This is a genomic window from Pseudomonas sp. TTU2014-080ASC, from assembly GCF_001446935.1.
Classification (GTDB): domain Bacteria; phylum Pseudomonadota; class Gammaproteobacteria; order Pseudomonadales; family Pseudomonadaceae; genus Aquipseudomonas.
The window spans coordinates 1-13516 of sequence record NZ_LKKK01000016.1 but is presented as its reverse complement, the minus strand read 5'-3'; the positions used below and the strand labels follow the sequence as shown (position 1 = coordinate 13516).

Below are 13516 nucleotides of genomic sequence, written 5' to 3'. Positions count from 1 at the left end.
GTCCGTTTTGACGATGTGCCGGGAGCAGCCCTGCGGTTCGATAGAAGTGTGAATTTATTTCTATCGAGGACATACCGTGAGACAAGCCCCTGCCTATGTGCCTGGCCATCAATTGTTGGCTGGCAAATCCGTTCTGATTACCGCAGCAGCCGGTGCCGGTATTGGTTTCTCTGCGGCTAAACGCTGCGCTGAGGAAGGCTGCCGTGCGCTGATGATTTCCGATATCCATCCGCGCCGTCTTGAAGAGGCCGTCGCCAGTCTCAAAGAGCAAACGGGCCTGCAAGCGATTTACGGTCAGCTGTGTAACGTCACCGTAGAGGCTGAGGTGCAGGAATTGGTGCGCGTCGCTGAAGAAAAACTCGGCGGCGTGGATGTGCTGATCAACAACGCCGGTCTCGGTGGGCAGAAGCGTGTCACCGAAATGACCGACGAAGAGTGGCTGCGGGTGATCGACATCACCCTCACCGGCACCTTCCGCATGACCCGCGCCATGCTCCCGCACATGGAAAAACGCGGCGCGGGCGCCATCGTAAACAACGCGTCGGTACTTGGCTGGCGTGCGCAGAAAGAACAGGCCCACTACGCCGCAGCTAAGGCCGGGGTGATGGCCCTGACCCGTTGCAGCGCTCTTGAGGCGGCCGAGCATGGCGTGCGGATTAATGCGGTGTCTCCGTCGATTGCCCTGCATGACTTTTTGAAGAAGGCCTCCAGCGCTGAGCTGCTGGAGCAACTGGCCAGCCGTGAAGCTTTCGGTCGTGCTGCTGAAGTGTGGGAAGTGGCCAACGTCATGGTATTCCTCGCCAGTGACTATGCCTCCTACATGGTCGGTGAAGTGCTCTCGGTCAGCTCGCAGCACGCCTAAGGAGATGGTCATGAGCACTGTATTCAAAAGTACCGAGCAAATGCTCGCATCTACAGGCATGGACCTGGGTGTCACCGACTGGGTAGTGATCGACCAGGCCCGCATCAACCTGTTCGCCGAGGCTACCGGTGATCATCAGTGGATTCATGTCGATGAAACCCGAGCCGCCGCCGGGCCCTTTGGTTGCACCGTGGCTCACGGTTTCCTGACCTTGAGCCTGGCCAACCTGTTTCTGCCGCAACTGATCATCCTGGAAAACATGCTGATGGGGGTGAACTACGGCTGCGACAAGGTGCGCTTCCCGGCACCTGTACGGGTCAACTCCCTTGTGCGGGGGCGTGGCGAGGTGATCAAGGTTGAGCAAATCGGCGAAGCCGTTCAGCAGACCGTCCGCGTCACCGTTGAGATCGAGGGCAGCGAACGCCCGGGCTGTGTGGTGGATACCGTCAGCCGTTACACCTTCAACCCTGTTTCTGAGTGAGCATGAATATGAACGAAGTCGTAATCGTTGCTACGGCGCGTACCGCCCTGGCCAAATCCTTCCGTGGTTCCTTCAATGACACTGAAGCACCGGTGCTGGGCGGCCATGTTGTGCGTGCTGTGGTTGAGCGCGCTGGTATCGAGCCAGGCGCAGTAGAAGATGTGATCATGGGGGCAGCGGTGCAGCAGGGTACCCAGGCTTACAACATCGGTCGTCTGTGCGCTTATACCGGCGGCCTGCCGGACACTGTGCCGGGCATGGCTCTGGATCGCATGTGCGCATCCGGTCTGATGACTATTGGTGTTGCTGCTAAAAGCATCATGGCGGGGGAGATGGAGATCGCCATCGCCGGTGGCGTTGAGTCGCTGTCGCTGACCCAGACTAAGCACAAGAACACTTACCGTGCGCAGTCCCAGGCGGTGCTCGAGTGCGCCCCCAGTGCCTATATCCCGATGATTGAGACGGCAGAAATTGTATCGCGCCGTTACAACGTCAGCCGTGAAGCGCAGGACGCTTACGCCCTGCAAAGCCAACAGCGCACCGCCGCTGCACAAGAAGCGGGCCTGTTTGCCGATGAGATCGTGCCGCTGGCTGCACGCAAGCTGGTATTTGATAAGGAAGGCACCGTTACAGGGCACGAAGACGTGCAAGCTGTGCGCGACGAATGCAACCGCCCGAGTACTCGCCTGGAAGACCTGCAAGCCCTTAAGCCTGTTTGGAAAGACGGCAAGTGGATTGAGCAGGGCGAATTTATTACCGCAGGTAACGCTTCGCAGTTCTCTGATGGTGCCAGTGCCTGTCTGTTGATGAGCAGTGCTGAGGCCAAACGCCGTGGATTAAAACCCCTGGGTATCTATCGCGGTATCGCCGTGGCCGGTTGCGCCCCGGAAGAGATGGGCATTGGCCCGGTTTATGCGGTACCCAAGCTGCTTAAGCGTTTTGGTCTGAGCATCAATGACGTCGATCTGTGGGAGATCAACGAAGCCTTTGCTGCTCAAGTTCTGCATTGCCGCGATGCACTGGGTATTGATAACGATCGCCTGAACGTCAACGGCGGCGCAATCGCCATTGGCCACCCGTTTGGCATGTCCGGTTCGCGCATGGTCGGTCACGCGTTGCTGGAAGGCCGTCGCCGTGGTGCGCGTTACGTGGTGGTCTCCATGTGCATCGGTGGAGGCATGGGCGCAGCTGGGCTGTTTGAGCTGTCCTGATGCCGGCCAGCAGATAATTTTTGCCCCCATTCCGCTCTGGCATGGGGGTTTTCGCCATATGTCGCTTCTACTTCATTTGGACGATGTTGCGAGGCGGTGCTGATCAGATGATCGCTTCGAACGTCTGCAAATGCATCATTCCAGGGCTCTGGATCAGGCATTTGCACAAAACAAGAACAAAAATGAGGACGCAGCATGTTAACCAACGTGCCTGTTTCGATAGCGGCCCTGCTGAGTGGCCTTTGCCGCCTGATCATCGGCTGGGTTGCCGTTTTTGGCCTCTTGCTGATGGTGCTCTCTGAGCTATCTGATCTCAACCTGATCGAGACTGCCTACAAACAGTCGCTTCGGGCAGATGCATACGCTCGTCAGACTCCGCCAATTGCTCCAGGTAATCCCTGGGCTTCAATGTGGTGAGTCGTAATAACAAGAGGATAAAAAATGCCTGTCTCTGTGCGTGCGATGAAGAGTCGTAGGGAGTTGTTATGCGCCAATTGATTGGCTATGCGATGAGCCTGTTGGTGTTGGGCACTGTGGGCTATGCCTTTGCTCCGCGCAATCCAGCACCTCTGGCTGAGACAGAGCTGCACGCCGAGAGGGTGCAGATCAACGATATGTTGACCAATAGTGGGCTTCTGGTCGCGGTGGGTGAGCGTGGCACCATCCTTAATAGCGCTGACAACGGTCTGACCTGGCAGCCTGCACAGGTGCACCCGCAGCGCTCAGTCACGCTGACGGCGGTCACGGCCGTAAGTCCGCAGGTGCTGCTGGCCGTAGGGCATGACAGCTGGGTCGTGCGCTCTGAAGACGGTGGCCGCAACTGGCACGAAGTCGCTTATGACAACGAACTGGGTGAGCCGCTTTTGGGCGCCTGGAGCCTGGATGGTGTGCATGTCACCTCATTTGGCAGTTACGGCAAATATTTCGAGTCAGCAGATGCCGGTAAAACCTGGGCCGCCCGCGAGGTTAACCCTGACGGTTACCACATCAATGGCATGGACGGCAGCGCGACAGGTTTACAGATTCTGGTGGGCGAACAAGGGCTGGTCATGCGCAGCCGTGATCAAGGCCAGAGCTGGGAAACGTTGGAGCCGTTTTATAACGGTTCACTGTTCGGCGTTGTGCGGCTGAGTGAGCAGAACTGGCTGACGTATGGCATGCGCGGCAACGTCTTTATCAGCAAAAACGCCGGGGACTCTTGGCAGCGCATCGAGCTGAACCACAGCAACCCGCTCTATGGCCATGTATTACTGCCTGAAAATGCTGGCTTGGTGTTGGTGGGGGCAGACGGAACAGTCGATCAGTTGGATGCCAACGGCACGCTGATTCAAACCGGCCGCCGTAGTGGCCTGGGGACCTTGACTTCAGTGGTCGCCCCAACGGCGCGAACGTTGTTGGTCGGTGGCCAGCACGGCGTCTTTCAGGGAGCACAAAGTGCTCTGGCAGTCGGACATTAAGGGGGCGCAATGAAAGCCAATCAAAGCAAAGTCGACCATTGGGTCGAAGTCTGTGCCGACCTGTTGATGGCCAAGCGTAAGGCGCTGCTGGTGCTGTTTATGCTGATCACTCTGGGGCTGGGCTACAGCGCCACGCAGGTCAGGCTTGATCCTGGGTTCAATAAACAGATCCCGGTTCGGCATGAATACATGCTCAACTTTCTCGATTTCAGCCGGGTTTTCACCGGTGCTAACCGCTTGCTGGTCAGCGTGAAGTGGAAAGGTGAAGGGGATATCTACAACCCGGAATACCTGGCAACGCTGCAAAAAGTGACTGACGATGTGTTCTTCATCTCAGGCGTCAGCCGCCCCAGCGTCACCTCGCTCTTTACACCCAACTCCCGCTATATCGAGATCACCGAGGAAGGTTATGTCGGTGATCTGGTTGTTCCGCCGCATTACAACGGAGCCCCTGAAGATTTGGAGTTGGTGCGTGGCAATGCCATGCGCGCGGGGATGGTCGGCAGCTTGGTGGCCAATGACCTGAAAGCCTCGATGGTCAGAGCTGACTTACAAGACACCGACCCCAAAACGGGCAAGGCTGTGTCCTATACCGATATTGCCGAGAGCCTTGAAGCGATTCGTGCCAAGTACAACAGCGACAATATCGAAATCAATGTGGTGGGCTTCGCCAAGTTAGTCGGTGATGTGGTTGAGGGGCTGGCAACGGTGATCAGCTTCTTCGTTGTTGCATTCGTGATCACGGCTGTTCTGCTTTGGCTGTATGCCCGCTCGCTCAAGCTGACCGTGGTTTCGCTGCTGGTTGCTCTGCTTCCTGTGGTGTGGCTGCTGGGCCTGCTGCCACTGATGGGCCTGGGAATCGACCCAATGTCGATTTTGGTGCCCTTCCTGATCTTCTCCATCGGTGTCAGCCATGCCGTTCAGATGACTAACGCTTGGAAACAGGATGTGCTGGCCGGTGCGGACTCCGTGACCGCTGCTCGTGGGGCGTTCTGCAAGATATTCATTCCAGGTGCTCTGGCGTTGCTGATGAATGCCTTGGGCTTTGCGGTGATTATGCTGATTGATATCCCAATCGTGCATGAACTGGGGGTGACCGCCTGCATTGGGGTGATGCTGATGATCATCACCAACAAGCTGATGTTGCCGATCATCATTTCTCACCTGAGTCTTGAGGCCAACGCCCGCAAAGGCGGTTATTCAACGGCTCACGCCAAGCACCCGCTGTGGTGGCGTTTGTCGGCACTGGCATTGCCGGGTCCAGCATTGGTGGTGTTTGCTTTGAGCTTGGTGCTGCTTGGGCTCGGTGTAGTTAAGGCCCGTCAGCTGGAAGTGGGGGATATTGGCAGTGGTGCGCCGGAGTTGCGGGCGGACTCACGCTATAACCTGGACAACGCCAGCATCATCTCCAGCTACTCAATCGGTCTGGATGTGTTGGCAGTGTTTGCCGACACCAAAGCCGGTGAAGAGGCGTGCCTGAACCCTGCCGTGATGCGGGCTGTGGAAAACTTCGATTTCCAGATGCGTAATGTTGACGGCGTTCAGTCGGTGCAGAGCGTTGCTGGTATGGGCAAGGAAGTCATCGCCGGTAATAACGAAGGCAACCCGCGCTGGGCTGCGATTCCGGGCTCGTCACGTGGATTGCAGCAGGGCTCATTTGCCTACGCGCCGGATCACGGCTTGGTAGTCGATGGCTGTTCGCGTATGCAGATCTTGGTGTTCCTGCGTGACCATGAAGGCGCCACTGTTTTCCATGTGGTGAATGAAGCCAAGCGCATCATTGAAGCCATCAACGTGCCGGAGGTCGAGTTCAAGCTGGCAGGCGGTAACGTCGGTGTGATGGCTGCTGCAAACGAGGCGGTGAAGCACGCAGAAGTGGTGATGCTGGCTGCACTGTTCGCCTCTGTCGCTTTGTTCTGCCTACTGACCTTCCGCTCCTTGCGCGCTGTGCTGTGCATCCTCATTCCTCTGGGGATTGTGGCCACGTTGTGCAATGCCCTGATGGCCTCGCTGGGTATCGGCCTTAAGGTCGCCACTTTGCCGGTCATGGCATTGGGGGTGGGGGTCGGGGTGGATTACGGTATCTACCTCTACGAGCGCATCCAGCATGAGATGGCTGACGGTAAAGACTTGCGCAACGCTTTCTATGAGGCCATGTGTCAGCGCGGCACTGCTGCGGTGTTTACAGCCATAACTATGTCGATCGGGGTTTGCACCTGGGCATTTGCACCGCTGAAGTTCCAGGCCGACATGGGGGTACTGCTGGCGTTTATGTTCCTGGTGAATGTTTTTGGTGCAATTTTCTTGCTGCCAGCGTTGGCGGCTTGGTTCAACCAAGGGCGTGCTTTAGTTGCTTTCAAACCTAAGTCTGATAGCCCTGAAATAGCTGCTTCATACAATGTCCGTTAGCTATTTCACGCACTGTGCAATGAGGTATTTCCTGCCTCATTGCATCGTGTTAAAAATACGGCAATCTACCGTCCTAGAGCGGTTTGATGTGTTTTGTGCACCGTTGTTGTGCACTGAGCATTTGGCAGGGAAGCTGAAGTCAAATCTGCCCTCATTTTGATATCACATTGAGGTGTGGGTGGGTGCTTTGCGTACGCTTACTTAAGTATTTGCTTGAGTAAGTTTGCCCCGCCAATTCGTTTATTGCCTTCACAGGCTCAGATGTATTCGCGGGGTTCACTAATAAAAATAATTTGGACGGGCCACGAGCCTGTTCCCCAGCGAGGATGAAACTGTGGGAGTTGTGACACAGCAAAACCAAGAGCTGGCAGATCCGGGCATGACTCTTGCCCAATACGACCAGATCATCAGCAGCATGTACGACGCAGTCTTGGAGACCGGGCAACTGGGGCGACTGCTCAAAAAAATCCGAGAGCTGTTTAAGGCCAATTACGTCACCCTCATCATGCGGGCCGAAGATGGTACCTATAACGTTCCGATGCTCGTCTCGGGTGACATTGCCGGCCGTGGCGATCCCGACGGTGAGGTGGTCTACCTCAGCTATGGCGATGAAACCTCGCCTTTCAACCATCACGAACCCGATAAGGTTTTTACTGTTCAGGACATCATGACTGAACAGCAGTGGGTCAGCTCGACCTATTACCTGATGTATTGCCACCCGTATGACGTATTCCACAGCCTGGGTGCCAATATCACCATGGCCGACGGTGGTCTGTTGCGCTTTCGTATCAGCCGCCCGCGCTCTGCGCCGATGTTTTCTGAGACGGATCGTGAATGGTGTCGCCTGCTACTGCCGCACTTACGCCGCTGTACTGAGATCCACACACAGTTTGATCGCAGCGAGTCTTTGGGCAGCCTCTATTCACAAGCGATTGCTCGATTGTCTGTAGCGACCATGGTGTTGGATGAAACCGGTGCCGTGCTTGAGTTGAACCCCGTTGCCCAAGCGATTCTCAACAGCTCGGACGGGCTGAAGCTTGTGGGCGGTCGTCTTGAGGCGATTTATCCAAGTGACAACCGAGAGTTGCAACGGGTGTTGCGTAATGCTGCCAGCACCGATAGCAGCAGCGGCGAAAGCATGACTGAAGCAGTGTCCATTTCACGCCCTTCCGGGCAGGTTAGTCTGGGTGTTGTGGTCGAGAGTATTCCTTCCCAAGAGCTGGTGCGTGGCAAGGGCCGCCCCTGCACGCTGGTGTATATCCGCGATGCTGCCGGCAAGTCATTGGCCAGTACCATCATGACCAAGCGGTTGTTCAACCTGACTCCCGCAGAAACCGCGCTGGCAATGGAGCTGGCCAATGGGCTGTCGCTTGAGGAAGCGGCCGAGGCACTCAACATACGTCGTAATACGGCACGTGCCCATTTGCGCTCTATTTTTTCCAAAACAGGTGTTCGCCGTCAGACAGAGTTGGTCCGGATCATGCTCAACAGTGTGGTCGCTCTGGGGGGCGTGGATGAGACGCGAGACGCGCATTGCGGGACAGGTTCACTGTCGCGTAACGCCAGTTAAAACAAAAGGCGCCCCCAGAATTTGGGGGCGTTTTTTTATGATAGTCCGAGCGGACGATGTTTCAGAGTTGCCCTCCTTACGATACTCAGTCACCACCCGATTAGGGCGGCAGCGTTAAGCGATTTTGACGGCGCTGACCCCAACGCACGTTGCGCACAGGCGAACGTGTTGGTGGGGGGGCTGAGCCCTCCGAATATGCTGATGTGCCACTGCCAGTGGTGCTTCAGAGCGTCGACTTTAATAAGGAGAACAATATATGCGACGTATCCAACCTCCAGCTCTCGATCATGATTTCAACCGTTGTGCTGTCCATGCCCAAGGCGTGTATTGGCAGGAGTTTTTGCGCAACGCATTTTGAGTCCCATTGATGTAAATCGCAGTGGGGCATGCGGTCTCACTGTCGTTTGTCAGTACTCGTTGGTGTCGTCTTTTAAACCCTAGGGTGTCGGCACTTCAGATCCAGGAGAGAGAGCATGCGTGTGGGTAAAAATATTGCGGCTTGTGTGGCCGTAACTGCTGTTCTGCAAGGGTTAAGTGGCCTAGCCATGGCTGATGCGACTCAAGACGCGGCGCGTCTGGGGCAGGATCTGACCTGTGTGGGGGCTGAAAAGGCAGGGAATGCAGATGGCAGCATTCCGCCGTTCAGTGGTAAATGGCAGGGGGTTCCACCTCACGTGGACTTCAAAGGCACAGGCTATCATCCGGTTGATCCGTATGCGGGTGAAGAACCGCTGTTCATCATCACTGCACAAAACATGAATGAGCACGCTGACTATCTCACCGATGGTATGAAGGCGCTGTTCAAGCTCTACCCGCAAACCTTTCAGATGCCAATCTATCCTTCGCACCGCGATTTCAGGCTGCGCGACAGCATCTGCGAAGCCACCCGTGCCAACGTTGGCTATGCCAAGATCGTCGATGACGGTAAAGGTGTCGTAGCTAAGACCGGCGGCACTGCGTTCCCGATGCCAACCACAGGTATCGAACTGCTGAAGAACGCCTCCTTGTTCACACTGCGTTCGTGGACCGAAGAGTACGTCTCCGACAACGCCTATGTGTTGAAAGACGGTAAGGTCAACTGGGGGCGTGTTAAGTCTCGCAATCTTGCGCCACACCTTAAGCCTGGCTACGTTGGCGACACCGTCGGCAACTCGGCGTATTACCTGAACGAAACACTGTTGCCGCAACGCGACAAAGGTGAAGTGAACACCGGGACTGAGTTCTGGAACGACAAGACTGATCCACGCCAAAGCTGGCGCTATGACCCAGGTACCCGCCGCGTGCGTCAGTCCCCAGGTTACGGTTTTGACATGGCCTTCCCGGGTACTGGCGGCACCATCACTGTGGACGAAGTGCGTTTGTTTAACGGCTCAGGTGAGCGTTATGACTGGACCATCGTCGGCAAGCAAGAACTGTACATTCCGTACAACGCTTATGGCATTCACAGCCCTGAGCTGAAGTACGAAGACATGCTGACTCCAGGCCACATCAATCCGAAAGTCATGCGCTATGAGAAACACCGCGTATGGGTACTGGAAGGCACCCTGAAGGAAGGCAACCGTCACCTGTATGGCAAGCGCCGTATGTACATCGACGAGGACACCTGGTTCCCGATTGTTGGCGACAACTACGACAACCGTGGCGAGCTGTGGCGCACCTCGATGATCAACTACTACTACGCCTATGAAATGCAAAGCCCGCAGGCGGGTGTAGGCCTGTATCACGATCTTAACGCGGGTACTTATCTGGCGTTCAACCTGATCAACGAGCAGGAAAAAGGCTACATCCTCAACGAAGGCAAGTTCACACCTCGTGACTTCGGTCCGGAGGCCGCTCGCCGCTTGGGTCGATAAGCACGCCAACGGTAAGCGCTTTACTGCAGCCGCTCTCCTTCAGGGGGCGGCTGTTTTATTTCTGCCGGTGGGTTTGGCTCCAGATAAAGGTAATCAGTATGAAATACGTCAGTCTAATCAGCCGTCGCCAGGACCTATCTCGCGAGGCCTTTCGGGACTATTACGAGCAGCGGCATGCACCGTTGGCGCTAACGTTCTTCCCGCCGCAACTGTACCAGCGCAACCACCTGAACATGCCGGACGCCGTTGTGCCGTTCGACTGTCTCAGTGAGTTTGATTACGCCGATGATTTTGACCCGCTGTCGGTGTTGCAGACGGAGGCTGGCCCTCGCCTGGCTGAAGATGAAAGCAATTTTATGGACCGCAGCAGCGTGTGCTCTGCCAAGGCTTTGCCGTTGGCCCGTCATTTGACCGAGGGGCAGGGCATGCGCGAGCGAGAACTGTGGTTGATCGCGCATGGCGATCAGGCGCAATCCGATCTGAATGAGCAATTGCTGGCGCTATTTGCACAGCTACAGGCAGATGCAGGCTGCACAAGCCCGGCGACGCTGTACAGCCTTGAACCTTACTACTGTGAGCGTTTCCCCTATGCCGCGCTGTTGATGTCTGAGAGCCCTTTGCCAGAGCCTTTTGCTGCTGCGCTAACAGGGGGCGGGGCCACCCGAATCCAGGTCGTCAGCTGCCCATCGTGAAGGTGAGAATGGCTCTTCTTTTGACTAGTCCAAGCGGAGGATGAGCGCCGCGCCCGGGTGCATGAAGATGTGTGGGTAGGATCACCCTCTTTATGTAAGGTCATTAGCCAGGGTGAGCAAATCATGGGTTTCTAAAGAGGAACAACAAGATGACGAAACTCGCTGAAATAAAGCTCGAAAATGCGCTCGAAGAATATCGCTATGCCCGTGGCTGGCACTGCCTGGGTGACGCTGCGCAATACCGTGATGGTAAGCCGCACACGCTGGATATCTTTGGCACACGCCTGGTAGCGTTCGCTGACACCGCAGGCCAGATTCATGTGTTGGATGCCTACTGCCCACATATGGGTGCAGACCTCTCCAGCGGTACTGTGGACGGTGATCGCATCGTCTGCCCATTCCACCACTGGAAATACGACGCGGGCGGTAAGTGCGTTGAAATCCCGTACTGCAAACGCATCCCGCCGAAAGCCAAAACTAAAAAGTGGCTGACCTGCGAAGAGAACAATTTGCTGTTTGTGTGGAACAACCCGGAAGGCAATCCGCCGCGTGAAGGTGTCGTTATTCCGCACTTGCCGGAAATGGACGACGATGAATGGATCCATGAATGGAACATCGACACCATGCTGATCGAAACCAACCCGCGCGAGTTGGTCGACAACCTGGTTGATGCCCACCACTTCGGCCCGGTACACGGCACACCGACGACTCATTTCTCCAATATTTTTGAGGGCCATATCGGCCATCAAATCTTCCGTGGTGATTCGGTTCGTCTGGGTGGCTCACTGAAGGCGGACTCTGCCTATTACGGCCCGGCCACTCACTTCACACGCATCAGCTCAGATTTCGGCGGCCAGGAAATCCACGCCATTTTGCTCAACAGCCATGTACCGGTTACGCCCAATAGCTTCCTGCTGCGTTTTGGTTGCATGGTTAAGCGAGTACCGGGTTACAGCGAAGAGCAGAACCATCAACTGGCGAAGAGCTACGTCGATGGCAACCGCGATTCGTTCTATCAGGACGTGGTGATCTGGAAAAACAAGATTCGCATTGATAAGCCCGTGCTGGCAGAGACCGACGGCCCGGTTTACCAACTGCGCGAGTGGTACGGCCAGTTCTTCATTGACGAGGACCAAGTGCCAGCCAGCATGGCTGAGCGCCGCGAAATCGTGACGGTTGAAGGACCGAAGTAATGTCCCCGACGTAGTCCGCGAGCTACGTTTTGCCAATGCCAGGGGTGGGAGACTGCCCCTGGCATTTTTTTACCTGTCTGGAGTGCGTAATGGCTGACACCTTTTTGATTCTTGAGCGCAGCGCAGGCATTGCCCATTTGCGCTTAAACCGACCGCAGTCTCTAAATGCCCTCAATGTTGAACTGGCTTGTCAGCTGTACGAAGCCTGCAAGACGCTGGCGGCTGATCCTGAGCTTCGTGTGCTGGTGATCAGTGGGGAAGGTCGGGCGTTTATGGCCGGTGGGGATTTGGCTGAGATGTTGCAACAGCCCGTTGCTGTGGCGCAGGGCATCATTGAGCCAATGCACGCCAGCATTCAACTGCTTAGCGAGATGCCCGCTATCGTGATTGCCAGTGTGCATGGTGCTGTTGCCGGAGCAGGCTTGAGCCTGATGATGGCCGCTGATATTGCCGTGGCCGCAGAAGGCACACGTTTTAATTTCGCTTACACCGATATCGGAGTCAGCTGTGATGGTGGGGCATCTTGGGTGTTGCCGCGTATTGTCGGGCTGCGTAAAGCATTAGAGATTGCCCTGTTGGCTGAGCCATTTGTGGCGGAACAGGCGCTTGAGCTGCAATTGATCAGCAAGGTGTTTCCGGCTGATGAGCTGGCTCAGGCCACTCAAGCGCTTGCTGAGCGCCTTGCCGGGCGTGAGCATATTGCACTGGCTAATTTGAAGAGGCTGATGCGCAGTGCGCTGGCTGCGACACAGGAAGAGCAACTGGACGCAGAGCGTGACGCGTTTGTGGATTGTGTAGCGCGTCCTGAATTCACTCAGGCCGTAGAGGGCTTCTATGCTGCCCGGGCTAAGCGCAAATAGCTTGATGGGATTGAGTGGGTTTATTCACGGCTAAAGCCGGTCCCACGGGGGAGAGTGGGCTGAAATCAAAAGGCCGCGCAATGCGCGGCCTTGGTGTTTCTGGCGTGGCTGATCAGGCGTTGGCGCGCTGCTTGGCCAGGGTCATGGCTGTATCTTCGATCATGTCTTCCTGACCACCGACCATGCCGCGGCGGCCCATCTCCACAAGGATTTCCCGTGCGGATACGCCATATTTCTTCTCGGCACGTTTGGCGAACAGCAGGAAGGAACCGTACACACCTGCGTAGCCCATGGTCAGGGCGTCGCGGTCGCTGCGGATAGGGAAGTCCATGATGGGGAAAACCCGGTCTTCAGCCACGTCCTGGATGCCAAATACCGACACTCCGGTTTCAATGCCCATGCGATCGCATACCGCGACCAGCACTTCCATTGGGGTGTTGCCGGCACCGGCGCCCAGGCCCGCACACGCTGCGTCGATGCGGGTAGCACCGGCGGCGATGGCGGCAATAGAGTTAGATACGCCCATGGACAGGTTGTGGTGGCCATGGAAGCCGATTTCAGTTTCAGGCTTCAGCGCAGCGCGAATGGCGGCTACGCGGGCGCTCACGTCATCCGGCAGCATGTAGCCAGCGGAGTCGGTGATGTACACGCAGTTGGCACCGTAGGACTCCATCAGCAGGGCTTGTTTGACCAGACCTTCCGGGCTGTTCATGTGCGCCATCATCAGAAATCCGACAGTATCCATGCCCAGCTTGCGGGCGAAGGTGATGTGCTGTTCAGACACATCCGCTTCGGTGCAATGCGTGGCAACACGGATGGTGTTAACCCCCAGATCGTGAGCCATTTTCAGGTGATCGACTGTGCCGATGCCGGGCAGCAGCAGGGCCGATACTTTGGCCTTTTTCATCAGCGGGATCACCGCCGAGAG

12 protein-coding genes are annotated in these 13516 nt (G+C 56.3%); 11 read left to right on the top strand and 1 reads right to left on the bottom strand.

The window, feature by feature from the left end; all coding sequences use genetic code 11:
- The first annotated feature begins 76 nt into the window (after window positions 1–76).
- The 11 genes from AO726_RS19765 to AO726_RS19715 all read left to right on the top strand — a co-directional run bounded on the left by AO726_RS19765 (window position 77) and on the right by AO726_RS19715 (window position 12588).
- On the top strand, window positions 77–862 hold the full coding sequence (locus AO726_RS19765; RefSeq protein ID WP_058069831.1) for an SDR family oxidoreductase: 786 nt from the start codon (window positions 77–79) through the stop codon (window positions 860–862).
- Between the two features lie 10 nt (window positions 863–872).
- Complete coding sequence (locus tag AO726_RS19760) at window positions 873–1343, top strand: MaoC family dehydratase (RefSeq protein WP_058069830.1); 471 nt, start codon at window positions 873–875, stop codon at window positions 1341–1343.
- Window positions 1344–1345: 2 nt separating this feature from the next.
- Window positions 1346–2554, top strand: a complete 1209-nt coding sequence (locus AO726_RS19755) for an acetyl-CoA C-acyltransferase (protein ID WP_082629200.1) — start codon at window positions 1346–1348, stop codon at window positions 2552–2554.
- Between the two features lie 195 nt (window positions 2555–2749).
- Window positions 2750–2971: a hypothetical protein gene (locus AO726_RS19750; RefSeq protein WP_058069829.1), complete on the top strand. Its 222-nt coding sequence runs from the start codon at window positions 2750–2752 to the stop codon at window positions 2969–2971.
- A 68-nt stretch (window positions 2972–3039) separates the two neighbouring features.
- Window positions 3040–4011 (top strand): WD40/YVTN/BNR-like repeat-containing protein, encoded by a 972-nt coding sequence (locus tag AO726_RS19745; RefSeq protein WP_058069828.1) that lies wholly within the window; start codon window positions 3040–3042, stop codon window positions 4009–4011.
- A 9-nt stretch (window positions 4012–4020) separates the two neighbouring features.
- On the top strand, window positions 4021–6420 hold the full coding sequence (locus AO726_RS19740) for an efflux RND transporter permease subunit (protein ID WP_058069827.1): 2400 nt from the start codon (window positions 4021–4023) through the stop codon (window positions 6418–6420).
- A gap of 334 nt (window positions 6421–6754) precedes the next feature.
- Entirely contained in the window at window positions 6755–7990 is a 1236-nt protein-coding gene (locus AO726_RS19735; RefSeq protein WP_241492154.1) for a helix-turn-helix transcriptional regulator, read from the top strand.
- Between the two features lie 473 nt (window positions 7991–8463).
- Window positions 8464–9843, top strand: a complete 1380-nt coding sequence (locus AO726_RS19730; protein ID WP_058069826.1) for a DUF1329 domain-containing protein — start codon at window positions 8464–8466, stop codon at window positions 9841–9843.
- 98 nt (window positions 9844–9941) lie between these two features.
- Window positions 9942–10535: an EthD domain-containing protein gene (locus AO726_RS19725; RefSeq protein WP_058069825.1), complete on the top strand. Its 594-nt coding sequence runs from the start codon at window positions 9942–9944 to the stop codon at window positions 10533–10535.
- A 149-nt stretch (window positions 10536–10684) separates the two neighbouring features.
- The gene (locus AO726_RS19720; RefSeq protein WP_058069824.1) at window positions 10685–11728 is read left to right on the top strand and encodes a Rieske 2Fe-2S domain-containing protein; all 1044 of its coding nucleotides are present in this window, start codon (window positions 10685–10687) and stop codon (window positions 11726–11728) included.
- 89 nt (window positions 11729–11817) lie between these two features.
- The gene (locus AO726_RS19715; RefSeq protein WP_058069823.1) at window positions 11818–12588 is read left to right on the top strand and encodes an enoyl-CoA hydratase/isomerase family protein; all 771 of its coding nucleotides are present in this window, start codon (window positions 11818–11820) and stop codon (window positions 12586–12588) included.
- A gap of 112 nt (window positions 12589–12700) precedes the next feature.
- Here AO726_RS19715 and dmpG read toward each other — a convergent pair.
- A partial coding sequence (dmpG, locus tag AO726_RS19710) for a 4-hydroxy-2-oxovalerate aldolase (RefSeq protein WP_058069822.1) occupies window positions 12701–13516 on the bottom strand: 816 nt, incomplete at its 5' end.